Origin of the sequence: Aromatoleum evansii (assembly GCF_012910805.1) — a bacterium.
Lineage (GTDB): Bacteria > Pseudomonadota > Gammaproteobacteria > Burkholderiales > Rhodocyclaceae > Aromatoleum > Aromatoleum evansii.
The window spans coordinates 12,395-36,281 of the sequence record NZ_WTVK01000022.1 but is presented as its reverse complement, the minus strand read 5'-3'; the positions used below and the strand labels follow the sequence as shown (position 1 = coordinate 36,281).

The window sequence follows — 23,887 nt, the reverse complement described above, 5'->3', positions numbered from 1 at the left end:
AACAGCTAGCGATTTTCATTGCTCTGATTGACAGCACCTGTTCCATTTTGGAGCAACTACGGTCGACATCCTGCACAGATGCGCTGCTCCGCCGCGTGGCACATCCCTTGCTGATATCGTTGCACAAAGAAGGAGGGCGGCATCGACCGCCCCCGCGGAGGAGACCGATGCGCAGTTCGACCCTGATCGTGCTGGCGATGTTTTGGCTGTACCCCTTGACGGAGGCGCCGGCCGCCCCCCCGGCCGTTGCCACGGCCGATGAGGCGGTCGCGGCGGACCCGCTCGACTCCGCGCGCTGGGGCGACATGGTGAAGACCTTCTTCCCGAACAAGCGCGTGGTGTTTGATGCACGCGTGAAGGTCGCCGCCCCTGCGATCGCCGAGGACTCGCTCAACGTCCCGGTTTCCGTCGATGCGAGCGCGCTGCCCGGCGTGGAGGAGGTGCTCGTGTTCGCCGACTTCAATCCCATCCTCGCGGTGCTGCGCTTCGAGCCGAAGAAGGCGCGCCCTGCCCTCGGCTTCCGCCTCAAGCTGCAGCAATCCTCGCCGGTGCGCGCCGCCGCCCGCACTGCCGACGGCGTATGGCACGTCGGCGGCACGTGGATCACGGCGACCGGCGGCGGCTGCACCGCCCCCTCGACCGGCTCGGGCTCGCCCGAGTGGCAGGAGCGCCTGAACGAGGTCAGCGGCCGCATCTTCCCGCGCATCGACGGCGGCGAACGCCTGCGCATGCGCGTGATCCACCCGATGGATACCGGCCTTGCGCCCGGCATCCCGGTATTCCACATCGAGGAGCTGACCCTCTCCGACGAATCGGGCGCCGAGCTGATGCACATCCGCGCCTACGAACCCGTATCGGAGAACCCGCTATTCACGATCGACATGCCCGGCGGGGCCGCCGCCGGCAAGCGCATCCGTGCGCAAGGCCGCGACAACAACGGCAACCGCATCGACGCATGGGTGACACAATGAGGCCGCCCGCCCTGCCGCGCGCACTGCTGCTCGTCGGCCTAGCGCTGACGCCCGCACTGACCTCGACCGCCGCCCCCCCTGCCGTTCCCGCGGTTCCCGACGCGGCGCACTTCGACTACCGCCTCGATCCGCGCGAAATCGCGCCCGGCGTGCACGTCTTCGTCGGCCTGCGCGAGGACTTCACCCCGGCCAACGGCGGCAACATCGTCAATACCGGCTTCCTCGTCGGCACGGACGGCGTCATAGTCATCGACACCGGCCCCTCGCGCCGCTACGGCGAGCAGATGCTCGCGGCGATCCGGCGCGTGACGGCGCTGCCGGTGGTGCTGACGATCAATACCCATCACCACCCGGACCACTTCCTCGGCAACCAGGCCTTCCCCGCCGCCACGCTCGCGGCGCTGCCCGAGACGCTGCGCGGCATCCAGAAGGACGGCGAAGCCTTCAACGAGAACCTCTACCGCATGTCGGGCGACTGGATGAAGGGCACCGAGCGCGTGACGCCCGCCCAGGCGCTCGCACCGGGCCGGCGCAGCGTTGGCGGACGCGACATCGAGATCGTCGCGCTCGACGGCCACACTCCGGCAGATCTCGTCGTGGTCGACCACGCAACCGGCACCGTGTTCGCGGGCGACCTGCTCTTCCACGACCGCGCCGCGACGACGCCCCATGCGAACCTCGCACACTGGCTCGCCGCCCTCGACCGCCTCGAAACGATTCCCGTGAAACGGTGGGTACCCGGCCACGGCGACCCTGCGGGCGACGACGCACCGATCCGCCAGACGCGCAGCTACCTCGAATGGCTCGCGGCCACGATGCGCGACGGCGCCGAGTCCGGCCTCGACATGACCGAGATGCTCGCCCGCCCCATCCCGCAGCGTTTCCACGGCCTCGCCGAGGTGGAGCGCGAATACCGCCGCTCGGTCGTGCATCTGTATCCGGCCGAGGAACAGGCCGTGCTGGAGAAAGCCCGTGCGCGCTAGATCGACCACCCTCGGCACCCGTGTCGGCCTCGTCCTGGCCGCGGTCCTCGCGCTAGTGCTGCTCGCCGGCACCGGCTGGTGGGTGCGCGAGACGCGCAAGTCGATCCACGAGGAAGTGCTCGCCGCCAGCCACGTCGCGCAGCAATGGGTCGCGGTACTCGTGTCCGAGACCCTGCGCGACCGCGCCGACGGCCCCGAGCGCCTGATGGCGCACCTGCGTGCGGTCGGGCGGCTGCGCGCCAACCAGCTCGAGGTGCACGCCCCCGACGGCACCCGCCTTTACGTGTCGCCCGAATCGACCTACAAGCCCGGCCGCTTCGCCCCCGACTGGTTCGCCGAGCGCATGACACCTGCGCTGCCCGTGCGCCACTTCGACGCCGGCGACCGCCAGATCGTGCTGCGCCCGGACGCCTCGCGCGCCGTGCTCGACGCCTGGGACGATCTCGCCGCCGGTCTCGGCACCGCCCTCGCGCTGCTGCTGGTGCTCGCCCTGGCCGCCCGCCTCGCGCTGCACCGCGCGCTCGCGCCGCTGGCACAGATCGACGCCGCCCTCGCACGCGGCGCCGACGGCCGCTTCGATGTACGCCTGCCCGGCTACCGCGTCGCCGAGCTCGACCGGCTGGCCGCCAGCTACAACCGCCTCGCGGACACGCTCGACGACACCCGCGCGCACAACCTGCGCCTCGAGGAAGACCAGGCCTTCGCCCGTGCCGTGCAGGCCCGCCTCGAAGAGGAGCGCCGCGTGATCGCGCGCGAGCTGCACGACGAACTCGGCCAGGCCATCACCGCGGTGCGCGCGATCTCCGGCGCCATCCTGCAGCGCAGCGACGACCAGCCTCAGCTTCACGGCAGCGCCCAGGCCATCCTCGCGATGACGGGCCAGATGCAGGACGGCGTGCGCGCGATCCTGCAACGCCTGCGTCCCGCAAGCACCGGCGCCGGCGAGCTCGACCGCGCCGTCGCCGACTACTGCCGCCTGTGGTCCGGGCACCACCCCGACATCCGCGTCGACTGCCGCACCGTCCCCGCCAGTGCGCCGACCAGCGAGGCGCTGGGCCTCACCGTGCTGCGCCTGTTGCAGGAAAGCCTCACCAACGTCGCACGCCACTCGGGCGCCACGCGGGTCGAAGTGCGGCTCGACTTCCAGCCCGGCGCCGTCGCGCTCGAGGTCTGCGACAACGGCCGCGGCCTGCCTTCCGACCCGCGCCCGGGCCGTTACGGCCTCACCGGCATGCGCGAGCGCGTCGCCGAACTGCACGGCGAACTCGAATTCGACACCTCCCCCGGCGGCGGCCTGCGCGTCTGCGCCCGCCTGCCGCACTCCAATCCCCCCGAGATTCGCACCGAGGAAAGCATCCATGGCCCACAGTCTTGAGAACCTCCGCCTCGTCCTCGCCGACGACCACGCCATTGTCCGCATGGGCTTCCGCATGCTGCTGGAAGGCGCCGGCGCCACCATCGTCGCCGAGGCCGACAGCGGCGAGGCCGCGATCGCCGCATTCGGCGAACACCAGCCCGACGCCCTCGTGATGGACGTGACAATGCCGGGGCTGGGCGGCCTGTGCGCCCTCGACCGCCTGCGCGCGCGCCACCCCGGCGCCCGTGTGCTGATGCTCTCGGCACACGAGGACTCGCAGATCCCGATGCGCGCGCTGCGCTCCGGGGCCACCGGCTACCTCTCCAAACGCGCGCAGCCGCAGGAACTGGTGCGCGCCGTCGCCCAGGTCGCGCGCGGCCAGCGCTACGTCGACCCCGAACTCGCGCCGCAGCTCGCCCTCGCACAGTTCGGCGGCAGCAACGACCCCGCCGACGCGCTCACCGACAAGGAATTCGCCGTCTTCCTCGAACTCGCGAAAGGCAATTCCGTGACCCAGGTCGCCGATACGCACAAGCTCAGCCCCAGCACCGTCGGCACCCACCTCTACCACATCAAGCAGAAGCTCAACGCGGCGAATGCTGCCGAACTCGCCCTGATCGCCGTGCGCTCCGGCCTGATCGAAGCCTGAACACCGCTCCGCCGGACTTCCCGCACGAAGCGAATGCGCGAAACATCGAAGCGACTGTTTTCACGACGAGTGGCGAGTTCCTGTCCTAGTATGGAGTTCCCCCGCAGGCAACGGCCGCGCCGGAGATACGCCGCGGGCACGAAGCACACCCGGCAACCGCTCTGAGGAACAGGAGGAAACGATGGCGTTCATGCTGAAGATCCAGTGGGACATCAAGGTCGGCCGGGAAGCCGACTTCCGGACGAACCAGGCGGCGCTGTGCAAGGTAATGCTGGAGCACCCGGGCGTCATCTGCTATCACGCCGACTACCCGTCACCGCGCGTGAGCCAATGGACGGAGATCTATGCAACCGACGCGGCGTTCGAGGCGCATCTGGCCAATGAAAAAGGCAGGGTGCCACTGGCGACCCTGATCGACGCCTGCGACAAGATCACCTGCCAGTGCTGGGGTAACCCGAACGCCCGCTCGAAGGAGATCCTTCTGGGCTTCGGCACCACCTACGAGGAAACGGCGGAGAATGCCTTCGTGCTGAATCCGCGCGCAGACAAGGACTCCCCGACCTAGGAGCCTGTCGGACTTAAAGGAAGTGTCAGCGCTGATCGTCGTCGCGATCCCGGCGCCGATCATCGCGCTCCTAGCGGTCGCCACGCCACTCTTCCCGGCGCGCCTTGAAGCGGACTTCACGCGGGTAGCGACCGCGGGGCAGCATCGGATTGGCGGGATCTGCTTCGCTCCACCCGCCCTACGCGGGTTCGCGCGACGGCCACCCGTTAGCGCTTCGTCATCCAGTCGCAATGCCGCCGTTGTAGTATGCTGGCACTTTTCCGTCGTATCGCGGGGCATCCCACCGCCGCCACGCCGGACCGCACGAGTGACTTTGCTGCCAGCCCAGGACCATGTTCAGCTCACTGCGCAAGGATTTATCCCGGAAGTACTGCCCCCGGTTCGGCCAGATCGCCATCGAGCTCGGCTTCATCACCGAATCGCAACTCACCGACGCACTGGCCTGCCAGGTCCGCGAGGAACTGAGCGGCCAGGGCCACCGTCTGCTGGGGGCCATCCTCTTCGACACCGACGTCCTGACGGCTGCACAGGTCGAGCAGGTCACCACCGAGCTGTTCCGGCGTCTGCGCGGTGCGGACACCGCGGCCAATGACTCAGCCCGCCGGCGCCGCTGCTGGAGCCCGCGCAACATCTGGTAGAACGGGTATCCGGACTTCCGGCCTGAAACGGGTCGACAAGGCCCGGACAGCGAAGATGAGGCCGGATCAGGCGACGCCCGACCGGCCCCGACGCTCAATTCCTATCGTCGTTGCGATCCCACCAGGGGCGATCGCCGTCGTCACCCCGGCGGTCGCGCCGGCGATCGTCGTCGCGATCGCGGCGGCGCTCCTGCTCTCGTTCCCAGCGGCGCTCGTCGCGATCCCGGCGCCGATCATCGCGCTCGAAGCGCTCGTAGCGGTCGCCGCGCCACTCTTCCCGGCGCGCCTTGAAGCGGATTTCCCGCGGGTAGTGGCTGCGGGGCAGCTCCACCCACGGGCCCGAGCGCGAGCTCGCGTAGCGCCAGCGGGAATTCTCGTAGTAGTAGTAATAGCCGCGGTGATAGTAATACGGCTCCACGTCGAACTCGACGATCGCCGGCAGTGCCGGCGCCACGACCACCGCGCCGCGCGGTGGCGCGACGACGCACGCGCTCAGCAAGAGAGCCGCGAGCGATGCAAGCACGAGCTTCTTGTACATGTGCATTCTCCCGAACGGATGACACCGCCGATCGCCGCGCGCCCGCATCGCTGCAGCGCGCCGGCAAGCCGGATCATTACGACCGGATATTATCCTCCTGCCCGAACCGATCGCACGTTTCCAATCGTCACGCCGCGCGTCGCGCCAGCAGCAGCAGGTTCCGCGGCGTGAGCGCGCGTTCGCAGAAGGTGCCAGCCTGCACGTGGAACCCGGCTGCCTCCAGCCCGAGCGCGAGGTCCATCACCAGCCACACTTCGAGTGCGCGGCGGAAGGCATGCCGGACCACCTCGAGGCGGCGGACCTCGTCGCGGCGCCGCTCGCCGACGGCGAGCCAGTGATCCCAATCCACCGCCGCCGGCAGGCTCACGCCTTCGCGCACGGCCAGCGCGCGGCAGTAGTCGGCGAAATCGAGCGACAGCCACGACGCGGGCACCGGTTTGAAGCTGCGCACGGCCTCGCCCTCGAGCTCGTTGCGCAGCGCGACGAAGCCCAGCTTCCACGCCTGGTCGCGCGCCAGACGCCGGCGCACGTTGCGCGGCGCGGTGACCGTCTCCGTAACCGCCAGCCGCAGCGCACGCTCATCGAGCGCAAGCGTCGCCTCGCGGCTCAAGGGCCGGTAGCCGTCCGCCGCGCCGAGGTGATAGCAGCACGGCGCAATGCGGTAGCTGTGCGCATGATCGTGGGCGGCATGGCGGACCAGCGTGCGATGCAGCTCGCCGCAGGCATGCAGCGCGACGACAGCATGGCCGCGCACATGGCGGCGGGCGCCCTCGTCCAGCGCGTCGCCGCAGGTCACGCTCTGCTCCACCCCGCTTCCTTCGCCCAGCCGCTCGGCGGCGCGGCACAGTGCGGCATCGATCTCCAGCAGGCGCACCGGCACCCGGTCGAGGAGCGCCAGCCGGCGCCCCAGGTGTCCCTTGCCCGCACACCACTCCAGCACCGGCGCAGCGGCGGCCGGCCCGTGTGCGGCGAAGGCCTCGATCTGCGCAAGCTTGCGGCCGGGGATGAACAGGTCGGCGCGCGGGTCGCGGGGCGGCAGGCCGCGCGGGGCAACCTCGCGCACGGCGCACAGCGCCTCCAGTCTTTCGGCCACGGACAGGCGCGGCGCGAGCCACGCGCGCACCGCGTCGGGATCGACAATGAAACGGTCGAGCGTCGCCTCGTCGAGCCCGAGCACCGCATCGGCGAGCGCCGGGTGTGCCTCGCACCAGGCAGGCCGCCGCACCTGGAACGGCGAGGGGCGCCAGAACGCCTCGTGTGCATGCAGCTCCGATTGCAGCTCGAGAAGGCGCTCGCGATGGTTCATGTGCTACGGCGGGACGTGATTGCGGAGACGCGAGTATCGCAAACTCCCGCGCCTCGCGGCCATGCCTGCGCGGTCTGCGCCTCATCCGATTGCCACCTGCGCGGCCGGCGAGTAGGCTCCGGGGAACCCGGAACGCAATCCGGAAGTCATTGCCACACGCCTGCGCCGCCTGCGGCGGGCGTTCGCGGACATCGTGATCGCCAGATGTCGCGTCGTCGCGCACGCATCGCGCGGCACGGATTCTCTCGCATCCCTCCACCCCACGAAGGAGCCCATCAATGAAGCTGTTCTTGAAACCCGGTGCATGCTCGCTGTCTTCCCATATCGTCCTCGAGGAAGCGGGCCTGCAGTACGAGACGGAAACCGTCGACCTGCAGAAGAAGGTCACCGCATCGGGGCAGGACTACTGGAAGATCAATCCCAAGGGGTACGTCCCCGCACTGCAGCTCGACAACGGCGACGTGATCACCGAAGTCCCCGCGATCGTCCAGTACCTCGCAGACCAGGTGCCGGCCAGGAAGCTCGCCCCGGCCAACGGCAGCATGGAGCGCTACACGCTGCAGGGCTGGCTCACCTTCATCGGCACCGAGATCCACAAGAACTTCAGCCCCTTCTTCAACCCGGCGACGCCCGCCGAGTGGAAGTCGATGTGCCGCGCGAACCTGGAGCGCCGCTTCGGCCACGTGGCCGACCAGCTCGCCGGCAGGGACTACCTGATGGGAGCCGACTTCAGCGTGGCCGATGCCTACCTGTTCACGGTGATGAGCTGGGCGAAATACATCGAGCTCGACCTGTCGCAATGGCCCTCGCTCGCAGCCTACCAGGCCCGCGTCGCCGCCCGCCCCGCGGTCGTCGCGGCGATGAAGGCCGAAGGGCTGCTGTGACGGCAGGCAAGGCGGTGTCGCAGGATTCCTCCGGGAATCGTCCGTCGGGCACCGGCTCGTAGGGCGGGAGGAGCCGAAGGCGGATCCCGCCATGCGGCCCTGGAGTGCCGTCACCCCGTGGATTGGCGGGATACGCTGCGCTCCTCCCGCCCTACGAAGATCTGCGCGACTGCCTTGGGGAGGGAGCATCTGCGCTGACCCAGGCTGCTATGTTGTATTTGTGGTTAACGTGACAACAAAGAGGGACAAGCCATGGATACGCGCCTCAATGACATCACCGTCGAACGCCTCGCCGGCGATAGCACGACGATGGGCGAATACGCCGGCAAGGTGCTGCTGATCGTGAATACCGCCAGCCAGTGCGGCTTCACCCCGCACTACGCCGGACTTGAACAGCTCTACCGGAAGTACCGCGAGCGCGGGCTGGTGGTGCTGGGCTTCCCGTGCAACCAGTTCGGTGCGCAGGAACCGGGCGACGCCGCCGAGATCGCCGCGTTCTGCGAGACGAACTACGGTGTCAGCTTCCCGATGTTCGCCAAGATCGAGGTCAACGGCGACAACACCCACCCGCTCTATGTGTGGCTGAAGGCGCATGCGAAGGGCGTGCTCGGCACCGAGGCGATCAAGTGGAACTTCACGAAATTCCTCGTCGATCGCAGCGGCACGCAGGTCGAGCGCTACGCCCCGATGACGCCGCCGGAAGCCATTGCCGACGACATCGAAGCGCTGCTCTGAACAGGCCGGGACCGACACCCTTGCTCCCGATGAACCGGCAGCTACCCCCTGAATCGAAACATCCATGAACAACAAGCAGATCGTCCAGCCATGAAGACCTTCGACCACGGCAAGCTCGACCGCATCGTCGCCGACGCCCGGCGCAACGCCGACACGCGCAGCGACGGCTACCGCGAACGCGCACTGAAGATCTACCCGTGGATCTGTGGGCGCTGCGCGCGCGAATTCACCGTAACCAACCTGCGCGAGCTGACGGTGCACCACCGCGACCACAACCACGACAACAACCCGCCCGACGGCAGCAACTGGGAGCTGCTGTGCATCTACTGCCACGACAACGAACACCAGCGGCAGCTCGAAGCGCAGGCGGGCAGCTCGATCCAGACGGAAAACGGCGCGGTATCGACGCACAACCCCTTCGCAGATCTGAAAGCACTACTGGCGAAAGGGAAGTGAGCCCGCCCGTGGCACTTTCGCGCGGCGGCGCGGCGGCGCCGCGCCGCGCTCAACCGACCGCTTTCGCTGCCTGAAGCGACGGCCTCGCCTCCGGATCCACGAAGCGCACGGCGCCGCGGCCTGCCTCCTTGGCCTGATACATCGCGGCATCCGCGCGCTTGATCACTTCATCCTCGTTCGCGTCGCTCCCCGTGAACAGCGTCACGCCGATGCTTGCCGAGCAGCGATGCTCGATCTTCGCGGCGTCGGGCGCAGCGGGGTCGGCGCCCAGCACGTAAGGCTCGGACAGGCGCGCCAGGATCTTCTCCGCAACCACCCCGGCCTGACGGCGCGGCTCCGTACCCTCGGGCGGCAACTCGCACAGCATCACGACGAACTCGTCGCCACCGAAACGCGCCACGGTGTCGACCTCGCGCACGCACTTGCGCAACCGCTGCGCGACCTCCACCAACAGCTGGTCGCCCACGTCATGCCCATACGTATCGTTGAGCGGCTTGAAGTTGTCCAGGTCGATGAACAGCAGCGCGCCCGGACGACCGGTGCGCTTGCTGCCCGCCAGCGCCCGCCGCGCGCGGTCGTGGAACAGCCGCCGGTTCGCCAGGTTGGTCAGGGGATCATAGAAGGCGAGGCGGCGGATCTGGTCCTCCATGTTCTTGCGCTCCGTGATGTCGGAGCCCAGCGCGAGGTAATGCCGAACCTTGCCGCCATCGTCGCGCACGGCACTGATGGTCTTCTGCTCGGGATAGATCTCGCCGTTCTTGCGACGATTCCAGATCTCGCCTTTCCAGGTGCCTTCCCGGGTGATCTGCCGCCAGAGTTCGGCATAGAACGCATCGTCGTGCCGCCCGGACTTGAAGATGCGTGGATTGCGGCCCAGCACTTCATCGCGGCTGTAACCGGTGATGCGGCAGAACGCGTCATTCACCTCGATGATCCGTCCCGTTGCCGAAGTGAGCACGATGCCCTCGTCGGCATGCGTGAACACGCTTGCGGCAAGGCGCAGCCGGTCGTCTGCGAGCTTGCGGGCAGTGATGTTGCTATGCACCACCACCACCCCCTTGCGCCCGCCTTCCAGCGGACTCACGGTCATGTGGAACCAGCGTTGCTCGTGCCGGGAATGACAGGGATATTCATGGCTGAAGCCCGGCGAGCGGCCTTCGAGCACGGCCCGTATCCCGTCACTTGCGTCGCCTCCACTACGCTCGTCGTCACCGCACACCGACAGGTAACTCGTGCCGACCCCCGTGTTCGGTGCGGCCGTTCCCGGCTCCACACCATTCTCGATCGCGAATCGCCGCCACGGTTCGTTGACGGCGATGATCACCCCGTCTCCATCCAGCACGGCGATCTGGCTGGGCACGGAGTCGAGAACCCCCTGAACGAAGATGCGGCTGTCGTGCACGGCTCGTTCGCGCTGCGAAAGAATATCCAGCAGCCGGTTGAACCCGCCGATCAATTCCCCCACCTCATCGCGCCGGACCACCGGAAGGGGATGCGGGAAGTGGCTCGTGTCGGAGAGCGCCGCGAGCGTCTTTACGGTATTGAGCATGGGCGCGAGCTGGCGCCTCAGCATCGCCCAGGTGAGCCCCCCCGCAAACAGGGTGAGCACGATCGCCCCCGCCAGCACGCGCTGCTGCACGGCACGAATGGGCGCAAAGGCCTCCTCGATGGGCGAAGCGACCCAGGCGAACCAGCCCGCCTGCGGAATGTTCCTGGCCGAGCCGAGCACCTCCACACCGTCCGATGTCCGGAACACCGCCGACCCTTCGTAGCCCTCGACGAAGCGGTCTATCGCCGCGCTGACGCCGGAGGCGGGCAAGGTCTCCAGGATCCGGCTCTTGTCGGACGCTGCGACGATCAGCCGGGACTGCGGCGCCACGAGCAGGTAGGCTCCGGTACGGCCATAGACGTTTCCGGCAATCTTGTCGATGAAATTCGGTTTCGACAGGTCGGTTACGCCGAAGATCGCCCCAACCACCCTCCCCCGTGCATCACGAATCGGCGCAGACATCGCGAGCACCGGTGCCGAGAGCTTCTTGCCGATGACCGGCCGGCCGACCGTCGAACGCCCCTCGCGGAGCGCAGCGGCGACGTGATCCCGTTCCATGTAATTGAGCCCGATGCGCCCCATCGCACGCGGCATGTCGGCGACCGCCGTGCCCTCGGCATCCACGATCACCACGCCGCCGTTGAACAGGTCCGCGAGGACGGGCTGTCGCTCGAGAAGCGCCGGCAGGGCCGACCGGTCCCGCCCGACGGTGCCGCCCAGGGTTGCCGCGACGACCTGCAGCGCATGCAGGCGTTCGGCAAGATCGTCGTTGACCGACGCAGCCATGATGGTTGCCGCCGACGACTGCTGCTCGCCCATCAGGCGCTGCATATCCTCGCGCAGGATACTGCTCGCATAAAGAGCCAGCGACCAGATGCTGACGACAAAGATGAGGAGGGTGACGAGGGTGATGCGCGTGTTGAGCGTTCGCCACCGGAAATCTGGCAGATTCATTCAGAGCTCTCGCGATGACCGTTCGAACGGAAAATGTCGGAAGCCCCGCAAACCGGAACATCGATGATATGTCATATGCAATATGCCAGCCTCGACACGATCTGCAATTATAGTCGTGGAATGCACGGTAGCATTCGGCGGCCCGCCACTCGGTGAAATCCTCAACGCTGCGGGCCCGGCAGCCGGGGTTCAGGTGGAATCGCGCTCTTCCACACGCCCCAACTGCCGCGCGACGAGGATCCAGCCGCCCGCGACCGGCGCCGCAACCAAGGCGATCGCCCCAGCCGAGAGGCCCAGCGCGGCGAGCCCCGCGTAGATCCAGCCGCTCGCAAGATCGCCGCCGCGATACACCACGGCGTCGATGAAGGCCTTGGCCTTGTAGCGCTCCTCACGGCCGACCAGCGTGAACAGCACCTCGCGCGCGGGCTTCGCGAGCGCATGGCGGGTGCTGTCGTAGAGCACGCGCACGGCCACCAACGCGGCGAGTGCCGGTGCGATGCCGAGCACCGCGAAACCGACGAGCGCCACGGCCGGCAGCAGGGCCAGCGTCAGGCCCACCCCGACACGACGCAGGATGTGGGCGGTGAGAAAGATCTGCGTCGCGATCGTCAGCCCATTCACGACGAGGTCCACGCGCGCCAGGAAGACGCGCCGCAGCGCCCGGTCGGAATAGGCCTCGCCCAGCAGGTGCGCCTGCACGAAGTACAGGATCGTCGAGGCAAAGGTCATCAGCAGCAGCCAAATTGCAATGCGCAGCAAGACGGGCGAGCAGAACACGAGCCCGACCCCGCTCCACGCGCTGCCGCCGATCCGCGCCTGCGGTTCGCGCGCAAGCACCCCCGGCGTGCGCTGCGCATGGCGGTCGAGCGCCCGCGCGCACCACGATGCCGCCTCCAGGGGCAGCACCGCGAACAGCAGGAGCAGGAACACCGGCACGTGCTGTGCCAGTGCCGCCGTCGTCGCCGAACCCGCGATGCCGCCGAGCGAGGAGCCGACCGCGATGAAGCCGAACAGGCGCTTACCCTGCTCGTGACGGAAGAGATCCGCGACCAAGCCCCAGAACACCGTCACCACGAACAGCGCGAACACGCTCGTCCACACGTAGAACACGCGGTCTATCCACGTCCGTGCGGACTCCGGCAACAGGTACAGCGCGGCAAGGAAGACGAGCAGATTGGCGGCGAAGAAGCGGTTCGCCAGCGGCACGAACACCGCCCGCTGCCAGCGCGCCACGGCCGCCGAATACAGCGGCACGGCCAGCAGCATGACGAGGAAGACGGCAGTCCACAGCAGTTGCAGGTTGCCGCGGTCGGCCGCGCCGATCTCGTCGCGCACCGGACGCAACAGGTAGTAGGAATACAGGATCGCGAAACCGTAGGCCGTCGCCAGCAGCAAGGGCAGCGTCTCGCCTTCGCGCACCGGAACCACGCGGCGGACGAGCGTCGCGCACATCCCTCACCCGCCCGCCGAAGCGCCGAACGAGGATTCGACCCGCGCGGCCATCGCCAGCCCCCTCAACGCGCGAGGCCCAGCACCTGTCGCAGCTCGCGCGCCGTCAGCGCCCGACCGAACACCGGCGAACCGATGTCGAAGTCCCGCGCACGTGCCAGCCCTCCGACCGGCACCGGCTCGAAACCTGCGTCCTCGACCAGGCGTGCGGCAACCGCCAGCGCATCGCGGTCGTCCGCCGCCAGCGGCACCCCGACACGCTCGCCGGCGCGGTGCGCCTCGCTGCGCAACGCCAGATACGGCACCGATGTGAAGGCCCGCACCAGGCGCACGCCGGGCAGATACTCGGCCGACGCCACGCCGGTGCCCCGCTCCAGTGCAGGCGTTGCCATCGGCCCGTCGCGCTCGCGCCGCGGATTGCCGGTTTCCAGCACCACCTTCCGCGCCATCAAGCCCGCATAGTCGCGCCCTACCTGCGGCAGGGCCCCATACGGCACCGCGATCAGGACGACATCGCCGAACCCGGCCGCCTCACGCGGCGTTCCCACCCGCACGTTGGCACCCAGCCGCGCCGCCAGCGGCTTCAGATCGTCAGGATGGCGCGAGGAGACCAGCAGCTCGTGCCCGGCCTTCGCCCACAGCTCCGCCAGCGCGCCCCCGATCCGCCCGGTGCCGATGATACCGATGCGGAAACCGTCCGACGCGCCGGTCGCGACACCCGGCAGCGCGGCCAGCGCGAGCATTGCGGCGGCGGCGAAGAGCAGCTCGCGGCGCCGACCATCGGGCGGAAGACCGCATGCGGGATCACAGGGAAAGCCGGGTCGGAGATGCCCCCCTAAACGGGACCTAATTCGCGCACTCATCCTTGCCTCCGCAGCATGAAAGCGGACCGCACGGCCCCCAGCGCCCTGCCCCGTGGCTCAGGCGCCGATCGAATCGACATGGCGCTGCCAGAACGCCGCATCGGGAAACGTGCCGATGGCCGCACGCACGTTGTCCGCCATGTGTTCCGGCCGCCCGGTGCCCGGAATCGCGCAGGTCACCGCCGGGTGGCTCAGCACGAACTTCAGCAGCACCTGCGCCCAGCTCGTCGCCCCGATCTCCATGGCCCACGGCGGCAACGGCCGGTCGCGCAGGCGGCGCAACACCCGCCCGCCGCCGAAGGGCCGGTTGATCAGCACCGCCATGCCGCGCTCGGCCGCCAGCGGCAGGATGCGCCGCTCCGCCTCGCGCTCGTCGACCGAATAATTCACCTGCACGAAATCGAACTGCGCCTCGCGCATCACCGCCTCCAGCTCGCCGTAGGCGCCCTGCGTGTAATGCGTGATGCCGATGTAGCGCACGCGCCCCGCGGCCTCCCACTCACGCAGTGTCGCCAGGTGCACCCGCCAATCGACGAGGTTATGCACCTGCATCAGGTCCAGGCGCTCGACCTGCAGCAGCCGCATCGACTCCTGCATCTGCCGGATCCCCTCGGCCCGCCCGCGCGTCCACACCTTGGTCGCGACGAAGGCGCGGCTGCGCAGCCCGCCCGCAGCGAGCAGTTCCCCCGTCACCGCTTCCGCCCGCCCGTACATCGGCGACGTGTCGATCACCGCCCCGCCGGCCTCGAACAGGGCCCGCAACACCTCCGGCAGCCGGCGATACTCGTCCGACTCGCGCTGCACATCGAAACCCACATAGGTGCCCAGGCCGATCACGGGCAAGGGCTCCAGGGTCGAAGGAATCGGGCGCGTCGGCATCGCAGCACCGGAAGATTCGCCGGGCGTCTGCGCCGTGGCCCTGCCGCCGACGAGAAGTCCCGCCGCCGCACCCGCCGCCAGGCGCAAGAATTCCGCCCGCGTCATTTCGCGGCCGGCAACCATCGGGGACGACGGGCTGGACATGCTCCCTTCCTCCACAAAACGGCCGCAGCACGGCCTCCGCAAACTCAGACCGCGGCGATGCCCCGCGAGTGCCGCGATGCGCGCGAAATCGGTCGCCGCCATTTGTAAGATTCAGCGATCCTGCTACGACAAAACATATGCCCGCTCACAATCGCGGCGGACCCCACGCCTGTCGCTGCTGCGGCAGCATCGCAACCGGAGAGAGAACGCAATGAAGCGCTACATGAGAAACGAAGCCGCCATCACCGCTTTGACGCCGGAGCAATACCGCGTCACCCAGCAAAGCGGAACGGAACGGCCTGGCACGGGGGAGTATCTTCACCATCACGCCCCGGGGATCTACGTGGACATCGTTTCGGGCGAACCGCTGTTCGCATCCAGCGACAAGTTCGAATCGGGCTGCGGCTGGCCCAGCTTCACGAAGCCGATCGCCCCTGAATTCGTGAGCGAACTGCGCGACACCAGCCACGGCATGCTCCGCACCGAAGTCCGCTCGACCCACGGCGACAGTCATCTCGGCCACGTCTTCCCGGATGGTCCGCGCGACCGCGGCGGGCTGCGCTACTGCATCAACTCGGCGTCCCTGCGCTTCATCCCGCTCGACCGGATGGAGGCCGAGGGCTACGGGGAATACATCGGCCAGGTGGAGGCGTGATCATGGCCAACTCGCAACGTGCCGTACTCGCGGGCGGGTGCTTCTGGGGCATGCAGGACCTGATCCGGCACCTGCCCGGCGTCCTCGCCACCCGTGTCGGCTATACCGGCGGCGATGTGCCCCATGCGACCTATCGCAATCACGGCACGCATGCCGAAGGGATCGAGATCCTGTTCGACCCCGAGCGTCTGAGTTACCGTCGTCTGCTGGAGTTCTTCTTCCAGATTCACGATCCGACCACCCGCAATCGCCAGGGCAACGACATCGGCACGTCCTACCGTTCGGCGATCTACTACGCCGATGAGCATCAGCGGCAGATTGCGCTCGACACGATTGCGGACGTCAACGCGTCCGGCCTCTGGCCGGGCCGCGTGGTGACCGAAGTCAAGCCCGTCGGCGATTTCTGGGAGGCCGAGGCGGAGCATCAGGATTATCTCGAACGATACCCTGGCGGCTACACCTGCCACTTCCCGCGGGCCGGATGGGTATTGCCGAAACGTGCTGCGACCGATGTCGGATAGTGGATGTTGCGGGCACGCTGACGGACGGCTCGGCGGCACCTCGGACAAGCTTACGGCCAAGAAGCCCGTCGTGGGGCAGCTCAGGCATTGCTGCCCGCTTATGCCTGGTCGTCTCGTCAGGCACGACAGCCTTCTTGTGCCGCAACGCCACAATTCATCGGATCAGCCTGCCATCACGGCACGATGACGAAGTCCGGATTGGCGACCGCGAAGGCGGCGTCACGATCCGGCGCCGGCGGATAGATCCACTTCGTCGTGATTTCCCGCTTGAGCGACTTGGCATCCTCCCGCATCAAGGAGATTTGCGGCTCCCAGCCTTCCGTATACAGCGCCCCCCAGGGGCCCAGGTCCAGGCAGGTCACGTACTTCGGCTGGCTGTAGGGGTGCAGCGGCAGGTCGACCAGCTCGGCCGCCGCATTATGCCCGGCCACCCGACCAAGGCTCAGCGCGTGCTGGCAGGACATCAGCGCAACGTTGCCGAGATCGTCCGCGGCCGCGCGCGCGACATCGCCGGTCACGAAAATGTCCGAAGTGCCCTGGGCATGGAGGTAGGCGTCGGCGACCAGACGGCCCAGTCGATCATGTTCTCCGGGGATCTGCGCGGCCAGGGCATTGGCTCTGGCGCCGGCTGTCCACACCACGGTTTCGGTCTCGATGCGCTCCCCCGACGACAGCTCGATGCCCTGTGCGTCGATCGACACGACGGCGGCGCCCACCACGAACTCGACGCCGCACTCGGCAAGCGCTTCCTCGACCACGGCGCGCGGGCCGGCACCGAGGTGCGGGCCGATGACCGATGCCTGTTCGACCAGAACGACGCGAATCGCGGCATCGTCCCCCAGCACCGCGCGCAAGCGTGCCGGCATGTCCGCAGCGGTCTCGATGCCGGTCAGGCCGCTTCCGGCGATCACCACCGTATTGCGCGCTTGCGTCGCCGCGCGGGCAGGCAAGCCTGCGATATGCGCCTCGAGCTTGCGCGCGTTGTCCAGTTGATCGACGTTGAACGCGTGTTCCCTGAGTCCCGGGATCGGCGGCGTGAACAGTTGGCTGCCGGTGGCGAGGACGAACTTGTCGTAGGACATGGGAACCTGAGAGCCGTCGGCGCGGGCGACCGCAAGCCGGTGCGCGTCGGGACTGATTTCCGTCACCATCCCGGCCACGTGCCGCACGCCGATCGCGTCGAGCAGCGGCTTGATATCCGGGTTCATGTTCTCGATCGCCGCTTCGTACAGACGGGGACGGATCACCATATTCGCGGACGGCGAAACGACCGTGATATCCACCTCCCCCTCCTTGCCGGCGAGGGCGACGGCACGCGCGGCCGAAATCGCAGCCCAAGTACCGGCAAAGCCCGACCCGGCGATAACGATGTGGTGTCGCATTTTGCGTATTCCTTTGGAAAGATCCGGACGAACGACTCCCTGCCACGGACGTGCGGCAGTGCGCTCCCGGTCCGTCCGGCGAAGGACCGCGAGTCAGATCGATGCGATGTTCCCGGGGGAACCAGGCCCGGATGGCCTCAGGACGAGGGCTTCGGCGTCTTGGGGGGACGTCCCGGTCGGCGACTGTCGATCCGGTCGCTGACCCAGTCATGGACCTGGACGAAGAATTCGGTCGGCGCCTTGCGTTCGAAGGTGCGCGCGACATCCGCCAGCGTATTCGCGGCCAACTCGGCGCGCATCGCCTGCTCGGCCTTCAGCATCACGGCGTGGATCCCGCAGACGCCTGCGACCGACCACGCGGGCGGCTCCTCGCCGAAGACCGCGCAGCGACTCCGGATTTCCTGGCAGTCGAACAGCGGCTTCTCGCCTTCGATCGCGTCCACGATCTGGAGAAAACTGATCTGCTCGGGCGGGCGCGACAGGCGATACCCGCCGCGAACCCCTTCGTTCGCCACGACGATGCCCGCCTTTTCCAGCTTGGGCAGGATCTTCGCCACAAAACTCGGCGAGATGCCCTGCAACTCCGCAAGATCCCGGCTGCTCAGGGCGGTGCCGTCCGAGCCGACGAGCCAGAGGAGACAGTGGATCGCGTATTCAACGCTGGTAGTGATGTGCGCCATAACTAAGACTATATAACTCCGCGTTTGAATTCGCAAGAAAAACGTGGACTATTTTAGTCGTAGTTATTAGTTGAGGAGTAGCAGTGCGAAATCGCGCTCGGCGTGTTGCGCTGCATTTGCTCCGGAAGAGCACGGCCTGCATCGACGCCGGACCAATGCACGACCCGCCCCGACAACGCTGAACCGCAATGGAGGTGCGACTTGGCGCGAAAGCGGCATATGAGTGGCGCGATTGCGTGATCGCGCCACGTACTCAGTCCTACTTGCCCGTCCTGGGTCCGGCTGACACCTCTAGGGACGCCTTTCCGAGCGTGTTTTGCCAGATATAGAAGGAAATGATCGCCGACGTCGCGCCAGCCGGCACGTCCAGCTTGTCCGTCTTCAGCGCATGCACCGTATACACGTAGGTATGCTTGCGCCCGACCGGCGGGCACGGGCCGAAGTAGCCGGGCTTGCCGAGATCGGTGTTTCCTTCCTTGGCCCCGGCCGGCAGCTTGGCCGTCGTCAGGTCGCCCTCCTCGATCCTCGTCGTGTCCGCCGGAAGATCGTAGGCGAGGTAGTGCCAGAACCCGGAGCCGGTCGGTGCGCTCTTGTCGAAGAACGTGATCGCGTAGCTCCTGGTGCCCTTGGGCGGATTCTTCCATTCCAGCATCGGCGAATGGCTCGGGCCCGTGCAGCCGAAGTTGTTCTGGTAATACTCCGGCGGGACCGCCTGGCCGTTCCGGAGGTTGCTCTTCAGCTCGAAGGCGTGGGCAGCGAACGTCGCGCCGAAGCTCATCGCGGCGGCAAGCAAGGTCAGGGATTTCTTGTATCGCATGAGTTCAGTCTCTGCATGATTCGACAGGAATGGCGCGGGACCTGGGGGAGCGCCCCGCCTCGTGCGGGACGGCGCCCGCACGCGTGATCACCGCCAGCTCACTTCGGCGCCGCGGGCATCGTCATGGTCTTCAACACCTCGTCCAGTTCCTTCAGCGCGAGCTGATCGTCCTCGGTCAGGGCGGCAGGCGCTGTGCAGCGGGGGTCCGTCTTCTGCACCGCGGCCAGCATGCGGCGCGTGATGGGGATCGGATCGCAGCCATGCTCGACCTCGCACACGAGGTCGAACTCGGGTTTCGCCTTGACGTGGCAAGCAAAGCAGTTCCCGCCGAAGCGATTGACGACATCGACGAAACCGCGCTTGCGGATCTTCGTGCCCTCTTTGGAGACGTCGAGCTCGAAGAATTCCCAGTCCTTGGTCGCAGGGTTGAAGCCCTTCGGGTGCTTCACCATGACCTCACCGGGAATCAGTTGCACCACGGAGCCCGGCGGATACGCGCCGGTTCCCTTCTCGGCGACCTTGATCGTGGCTTTGCGATTGCCCAGGAGATTGTCCACGTAGAAATGGCGTACCTTGACCATGTCGTTCAGGCACTTGAATGAGCCATCGCCGATCGACAGCTCCCGTGCCTGCGCTTCATTTCCACCGCTGACGGCAACGCTCAGCAAGAGCGCGACGCCAACGGACCTGAAGATCGTCTTCCAGCCTTGATGGACGCTGGAGCCACGGGCGGAAAAGATTGGGGAAATCGCCAGGATTTTTTTCATTTTGTCACCTCGTTATCGAAACGTACCCTCGCGGCGTCACTCACGAGTCATGCAATGCGCCCTCCACGACTACAGAATAAAAAGAGAAAGGTGCCGGCAAGAAGGCAGGAGGAGAGAAGGAATCCACCATTCGAGCGTTAGACGAGGCACCTTTCCGTACGAAACCGTCGGTCATGCGTAATTGAAGAAACCGCGGCCGCTCTTGCGGCCCAGGAAGCCGGCGTCGACCATTTCCTTGAGCAGCGGCGCCGGGCGGTATTTCGGATCCTTGAAGCCGTCATAGAACACCTCCATCACCGAGAGCATCGTGTCCAGGCCGATGAGGTCCGCCAGCGCAAGCGGCCCGATGGGGTGATTGCAGCCCAGCATCATCCCGGCGTCGATTTCCTCGGCGCTCGCGAGCCCCTCGTGCAAGGCGAAGATCGCTTCGTTGATCATCGGGCAGAGGATCCGGTTGACGGCGAAGCCGGGGCTGTTGCGTGCCACCACCGCGGTCTTGCCGAGCGCCTCGACAAAGCCGCGGGCCGTCGCGAGCGTCTCGTCGGAAGTCTGCAGTCCGCGAATCAGCTCCACGAGCGCCATGACCGGCACCGGATTGAAGAAATGCATGCCGATGAACTGGGGCGCGCGCCCGGTCACGGCGGCCAGCCGGGTCACCGAGATCGAAGAGGTGTTGGTGGCGATGATCGCTGTCGGCGACACGATCGCGTCGATGTCGCGCAGGATGCGCTGTTTCAGGGTCTCGTTCTCGGTCGCGGCCTCGATGACGAGATCCGACGCGGCGAGGTCGCCGTTGCTGGTGGTGGGGGAGACGCGCTCGAGAATCGCAGCCTTGTCGCCCGCAGCGAGCTTTTCCTTCACCACCAGCCGCTCGAGGTTGCGGGAGACGGTCTCCACGCCCTTGCTGACGGCCTCGGTCGACACATCCAGCAGGGTCACGCGGAATCCTGCGGCCGCGCATACCTGCGCGATGCCGCTGCCCATGGTGCCCGCCCCGACGATCCCTACGTTCCTGATGCCCACGATTCGACTGCCTTCCATTTGTTGATTGAGATTGTTGTGTATGAACCGGCGGCCGCTAGGTCTCGATGAGTCCCGCGCGCACGGCGATCAGCGCGAGCTGCGCCGCATTCCCCGCCTGCAGCTTCTGCTTGATGTGGTACAGATGCGTTCCCACCGTGCTCGCGCTGACGCCATGCGAATCCGCGACCTCGCGGACGTCGCGGCCCTTGGCGAGCTGCAGGAACACGGCGAACTCCTTGTCGGTGAGGACGGCGAGCGGGTCGGCGCCGTCGCCGAACTGGGCGAGCGCCAGATGCGAGGCGATTTCGGGGTCGACGTAGCGCCGGCCGCGCGCAATCTGCGCCACCGCCCGGACCAGTTCCGTCGGCTGGGCGCGCTTGGAGAGGTAACCGGCCGCACCTGCCTTCAGCGCGCGGGTCGGAATCTGCATGTCGTCGTGCGCGGACAGCATCAGCACGCGCGCCCCTTCGTGATGGGCCAGAAGGCGCTCCAGCGCCCCCAGGCCGCCGAGGCCCGGCATCGTCACATCCATCACCAGCACGTCCGGACGGTGCTCGGCGAAGGCGGCTAGCGCAGCCTCGCCGGACGCGGCTTCCGCGACGACTTCGGCCCCTGCCCCTTCGAGCAGCATGCGGAATCCCATGCGCACGACGGCATGGTCGTCGGCGAGGACCAGGCGCAGACCTTCAAGCATGGCAGCCATGTTCGTTTTCCTCGTGATCGAGCAGAACCGGCAAACGCACCGCGATATGCAGGCCGCCCGCGGGGGCGGTCTCGATGCGGAATTCACCGCGCAGTTCGGCGACCCGCTCGCGCATGCCGCGCAGCCCGAATCCCTCCTCCGCCTGCGGTGCCAGTCCGCAACCGTTGTCGCACACATCGAGTTCCAGTTCGCTGCCCCGCATGGCGACGCGCACGTCGACGCGCGTCGCACCGGCGTGGCGTGCGACGTTGGTCAGGCTTTCCTGCAGCAGCCGCAGAACAGTGATGCCGAGGCGGCCGCTTGTCGCGACCGAGCCGCAGACCGCGCACTCGATCGCGATGGAAGGATGGATTTCCGACCACAGGCGGCAGTATTCGGTCACCGCCCGGTCGAGCCCGCCACCCTCGCCGATCGTGGGGCGCAGTCGCTGCAGGATCGCGCGCACGCCGTCCTGCATCTGGCTGGTCATCGCGAGGATGGCCTGGGCGCTGCCGTGGATCTGCGGCTGGTCGGCGCTGCGCTGCAGGATCGCGCCGGAGATCGCGCGCACCGCGGTGATCCCCTGGCCGAGTTCGTCGTGCAGCTCGTGGGCGATGAGGCGGCGCTCCTCCTCCAGGCGCGCCTGCACCGCCCCGGCGAAGGCCTGGTCCTCCTCCAGCCGGAGATTGAGGTCGCGGCTCTGCTCCAGCGCTGCAGCAAGGCGGTTGAAGGTGCTCGCGACGCGGTCGAGTTCCGCGACGCGGTAATTGGGCAGGCGCTGGTCGAAGCGTCCCTCGGTACCGCGCGCCAGCGCACGGTCGATCTCGGCGAGGGGCGCCAGGGCACGACGCACCGCCCAGCGCGACGCCGCGACGCCGGCGATCAGCACCAGCAGCAGCGTGCTCAAGCCGGCACGCAGGTCGTCCCAGGCGTCGAGCACAGAGCGCGAGGCGTCGGGTCGCAGCAGGATAGTGCGGTCGCCGGCGTCGAAACGGCGCACCTGCAGCGTCGGCTCCACCCAGTCGGAAAACCACACGGGCGCAAAACGCCCCGCCTTGTAGGTCGATTCGGGCGACACATGAAGCAGGCGGCCGTCGGCGCCCACGACTTCGAGGCGATTGGCGCGCAGCCGTCCGACCGCGCGCAGGTGCTCCATCAGCCGCACTTGTCCTTCGTCGGAATCGCGCAGCGTTTCGGACACTAGGACGACGACCCACTGCTGGGCGACCTGGCTCGCGGCGTTCACCTCCTCCTTGATCGCACGACGCGTCTCCCCCACCCACCACGCCGTGCCCGCCGCCAGCGCGGCGAGCAGCACGGCGAGGAGCACGAGACCGACGCGCGACGAGAGCGACACCGGGCTGCGCGGGACCGCGACGCCGCGGGCGGGCGCAAGCGACGACCAGGGGAGGAAGGGCGCCGCCTTGATCACGGGATCAGCACGCTGCAGCCGGTGGTGAGACGGGCCTCGAGCTCCGCATGGGCACGCGCGGCGTTCTCGAGCGCATAGCGGCGTTCGACGGGAATCACGATTTCGCCGCGCGCGACCATCCCGAACAGATCGTCGGCCATCTCCTGCGTCGCCTCACGGCTCGCGAGGTGGGTGAACAGCGTCGGACGGCTGACGTAGAGGGATTTCGCCGCGAGCATCTGCAGCCCGAAAGGCGGTACCGGCCCCGACGACGAGCCGAACACCGCGAGCAGGCCGAAGGGCCGCAGGCACTCGATCGAACCGGCAAAGGTGTCCTTGCCGACGGAGTCGTACACGGCCTTCACGCCGCGTCCGCCGGTGATCTCGGCGACGCGCGCGACAAAATTCTCCTTGCGGTAATCGATGGCGTAGGTGGCGCCGTTCTGCAGCGCGAGGGCGCACTTTTCAGGCGAGCCGGCCGTGCCGATCAGCTGCAGGCCCATCGCTCGCGCCCACTGGCAGGCGATCAGCCCGACGCCGCCGGCAGCCGCGTGGAACAGCACGAAATCGCCGGGCTGCAAACCGCCCTGCGGCTGCGTCTTGCGCAGCAGGTACTGCACGGTGAGCCCCTTGAGCATCATCGCCGCACCAGTCTCGTAATCGATCTCGTCGGGCAGGCGCACCACGTTCTTCGCCGGCATCACGCGGGCGCTGCTGTAGGCGCCCGGAGGCTGGCACGCGTAGGCCGCGCGATCGCCCGCCCTCAGGTGGGACACGCCCTCGCCCACCGCATCGATGACGCCGGCACCCTCCATGCCGATACCGGCCGGCATGTCCAGCGGGTAGAGTCCGCTGCGGTAATAGACGTCGATGAAGTTCAGGCCGCAGGCGCGGTGCCGGATGCGGACTTCGCCCGGCCCGGGCATCCCCACGGACACCTCCTCCAGGCGCAGCACCTCCGGACCTCCCGGAGAGTGGATACGGATCGCACGTTCCATTGTCGGCATCTTCTTGTTTGCTGGCACGGGC

25 protein-coding genes are annotated in these 23,887 nt (G+C 67.7%); 11 read left to right on the top strand and 14 right to left on the bottom strand.

Translation table 11 applies throughout. The annotated features are described in order from the left end of the window. The first annotated feature begins 167 nt into the window (after positions 1-167). From GO615_RS13035 to GO615_RS13010, 6 genes are all read left to right on the top strand, one after another. Complete coding sequence (locus GO615_RS13035; protein WP_169128651.1) at positions 168-971, top strand: quinoprotein dehydrogenase-associated SoxYZ-like carrier; 804 nt, start codon at positions 168-170, stop codon at positions 969-971. Beyond that, positions 968-1,954 carry a quinoprotein relay system zinc metallohydrolase 1 gene (locus tag GO615_RS13030; protein ID WP_169128649.1) on the top strand — a complete coding sequence of 329 codons (987 nt, stop codon included), beginning with the start codon at positions 968-970 and terminating at the stop codon, positions 1,952-1,954. The genes GO615_RS13035 and GO615_RS13030 overlap by 4 nt, the downstream gene beginning before the upstream one ends. Beyond that, on the top strand, positions 1,944-3,329 hold the full coding sequence (locus tag GO615_RS13025) for an ATP-binding protein (RefSeq protein ID WP_169128647.1): 1,386 nt from the start codon (positions 1,944-1,946) through the stop codon (positions 3,327-3,329). The genes GO615_RS13030 and GO615_RS13025 overlap by 11 nt, the downstream gene beginning before the upstream one ends. Continuing rightward, positions 3,313-3,960, top strand: coding sequence for a response regulator (locus GO615_RS13020; RefSeq protein WP_169128645.1), 648 nt, complete (start codon positions 3,313-3,315; stop codon positions 3,958-3,960). Before GO615_RS13025 ends, GO615_RS13020 begins: the two co-directional genes overlap by 17 nt. Positions 3,961-4,141: 181 nt before the next feature. Next, a complete protein-coding gene (locus tag GO615_RS13015; RefSeq protein ID WP_169128643.1) occupies positions 4,142-4,525 on the top strand; it encodes a putative quinol monooxygenase in 384 nt (127 codons plus the stop codon). 332 nt (positions 4,526-4,857) lie between these two features. Continuing rightward, positions 4,858-5,163: a hypothetical protein gene (locus tag GO615_RS13010; RefSeq protein WP_169128641.1), complete on the top strand. Its 306-nt coding sequence runs from the start codon at positions 4,858-4,860 to the stop codon at positions 5,161-5,163. Positions 5,164-5,257: 94 nt separating this feature from the next. Here the strand turns inward: GO615_RS13010 and GO615_RS13005 are convergent, their stop codons facing one another. Together GO615_RS13005 and GO615_RS13000 are read right to left on the bottom strand one after the other, a co-directional pair. Beyond that, entirely contained in the window at positions 5,258-5,701 is a 444-nt protein-coding gene (locus tag GO615_RS13005) for a hypothetical protein (protein ID WP_169128639.1), read from the bottom strand. A gap of 127 nt (positions 5,702-5,828) precedes the next feature. Continuing rightward, positions 5,829-7,007 (bottom strand): methyltransferase, encoded by a 1,179-nt coding sequence (locus GO615_RS13000; RefSeq protein ID WP_169128637.1) that lies wholly within the window; start codon positions 7,005-7,007, stop codon positions 5,829-5,831. 278 nt (positions 7,008-7,285) lie between these two features. Between GO615_RS13000 and gstA the strand changes: the two genes are divergently transcribed. The 3 genes from gstA to GO615_RS12985 all read left to right on the top strand — a co-directional run bounded on the left by gstA (position 7,286) and on the right by GO615_RS12985 (position 9,082). Then, complete coding sequence (gene gstA / locus GO615_RS12995; protein ID WP_169128635.1) at positions 7,286-7,891, top strand: glutathione transferase GstA; 606 nt, start codon at positions 7,286-7,288, stop codon at positions 7,889-7,891. Positions 7,892-8,143: 252 nt separating this feature from the next. Then, positions 8,144-8,626, top strand: a complete 483-nt coding sequence (locus tag GO615_RS12990; protein WP_169128633.1) for a glutathione peroxidase — start codon at positions 8,144-8,146, stop codon at positions 8,624-8,626. 90 nt (positions 8,627-8,716) lie between these two features. After that, positions 8,717-9,082, top strand: coding sequence for a YajD family HNH nuclease (locus GO615_RS12985; protein ID WP_169128631.1), 366 nt, complete (start codon positions 8,717-8,719; stop codon positions 9,080-9,082). Positions 9,083-9,131: 49 nt separating this feature from the next. Here GO615_RS12985 and GO615_RS12980 read toward each other — a convergent pair whose 3' ends face one another. The 4 genes from GO615_RS12980 to GO615_RS12965 form a co-directional block, all read right to left on the bottom strand. Then, the gene (locus GO615_RS12980) at positions 9,132-11,585 is read right to left on the bottom strand and encodes a sensor domain-containing diguanylate cyclase (RefSeq protein ID WP_169128629.1); all 2,454 of its coding nucleotides are present in this window, start codon (positions 11,583-11,585) and stop codon (positions 9,132-9,134) included. Between the two features lie 189 nt (positions 11,586-11,774). Then, a complete protein-coding gene (locus GO615_RS12975) occupies positions 11,775-13,037 on the bottom strand; it encodes an NTP/NDP exchange transporter (RefSeq protein ID WP_169128626.1) in 1,263 nt (420 codons plus the stop codon). Between the two features lie 62 nt (positions 13,038-13,099). Next, positions 13,100-13,777 (bottom strand): NADPH-dependent F420 reductase, encoded by a 678-nt coding sequence (locus GO615_RS12970; protein ID WP_246262263.1) that lies wholly within the window; start codon positions 13,775-13,777, stop codon positions 13,100-13,102. Between the two features lie 177 nt (positions 13,778-13,954). After that, positions 13,955-14,920 carry an aldo/keto reductase gene (locus GO615_RS12965; RefSeq protein WP_246262262.1) on the bottom strand — a complete coding sequence of 322 codons (966 nt, stop codon included), beginning with the start codon at positions 14,918-14,920 and terminating at the stop codon, positions 13,955-13,957. A gap of 76 nt (positions 14,921-14,996) precedes the next feature. On the opposite strand from GO615_RS12965, the gene msrB reads away from it, so the two are divergent. Both msrB and msrA read left to right on the top strand, forming a co-directional pair. Next, positions 14,997-15,575 carry a peptide-methionine (R)-S-oxide reductase MsrB gene (gene msrB, locus GO615_RS12960; RefSeq protein WP_439328731.1) on the top strand — a complete coding sequence of 193 codons (579 nt, stop codon included), beginning with the start codon at positions 14,997-14,999 and terminating at the stop codon, positions 15,573-15,575. 2 nt (positions 15,576-15,577) lie between these two features. After that, positions 15,578-16,096 carry a peptide-methionine (S)-S-oxide reductase MsrA gene (msrA, locus tag GO615_RS12955; RefSeq protein ID WP_169128624.1) on the top strand — a complete coding sequence of 173 codons (519 nt, stop codon included), beginning with the start codon at positions 15,578-15,580 and terminating at the stop codon, positions 16,094-16,096. 173 nt (positions 16,097-16,269) lie between these two features. Here the strand turns inward: msrA and GO615_RS12950 are convergent, their stop codons facing one another. The 8 genes from GO615_RS12950 to GO615_RS12915 form a co-directional block, all read right to left on the bottom strand. Next, the gene (locus tag GO615_RS12950; RefSeq protein WP_169128623.1) at positions 16,270-17,478 is read right to left on the bottom strand and encodes an NAD(P)/FAD-dependent oxidoreductase; all 1,209 of its coding nucleotides are present in this window, start codon (positions 17,476-17,478) and stop codon (positions 16,270-16,272) included. Between the two features lie 137 nt (positions 17,479-17,615). After that, on the bottom strand, positions 17,616-18,158 hold the full coding sequence (locus GO615_RS12945) for an RrF2 family transcriptional regulator (RefSeq protein ID WP_169128622.1): 543 nt from the start codon (positions 18,156-18,158) through the stop codon (positions 17,616-17,618). 259 nt (positions 18,159-18,417) lie between these two features. Beyond that, entirely contained in the window at positions 18,418-18,975 is a 558-nt protein-coding gene (locus GO615_RS12940; protein ID WP_169128621.1) for a YbhB/YbcL family Raf kinase inhibitor-like protein, read from the bottom strand. A 98-nt stretch (positions 18,976-19,073) separates the two neighbouring features. Beyond that, entirely contained in the window at positions 19,074-19,742 is a 669-nt protein-coding gene (locus GO615_RS12935; RefSeq protein WP_169128620.1) for a hypothetical protein, read from the bottom strand. Between the two features lie 171 nt (positions 19,743-19,913). Beyond that, positions 19,914-20,765 (bottom strand): 3-hydroxybutyryl-CoA dehydrogenase, encoded by an 852-nt coding sequence (locus GO615_RS12930; protein WP_339380027.1) that lies wholly within the window; start codon positions 20,763-20,765, stop codon positions 19,914-19,916. 55 nt (positions 20,766-20,820) lie between these two features. Continuing rightward, positions 20,821-21,468 carry a response regulator gene (locus tag GO615_RS12925; protein ID WP_169128618.1) on the bottom strand — a complete coding sequence of 216 codons (648 nt, stop codon included), beginning with the start codon at positions 21,466-21,468 and terminating at the stop codon, positions 20,821-20,823. Then, complete coding sequence (locus GO615_RS12920; protein ID WP_339380026.1) at positions 21,452-22,879, bottom strand: histidine kinase; 1,428 nt, start codon at positions 22,877-22,879, stop codon at positions 21,452-21,454. Before GO615_RS12920 ends, GO615_RS12925 begins: the two co-directional genes overlap by 17 nt. Continuing rightward, positions 22,876-23,856, bottom strand: coding sequence for a quinone oxidoreductase family protein (locus GO615_RS12915; RefSeq protein ID WP_169128617.1), 981 nt, complete (start codon positions 23,854-23,856; stop codon positions 22,876-22,878). The genes GO615_RS12920 and GO615_RS12915 overlap by 4 nt, the downstream gene beginning before the upstream one ends. Between the last annotated feature and the right edge of the window lie 31 nt (positions 23,857-23,887).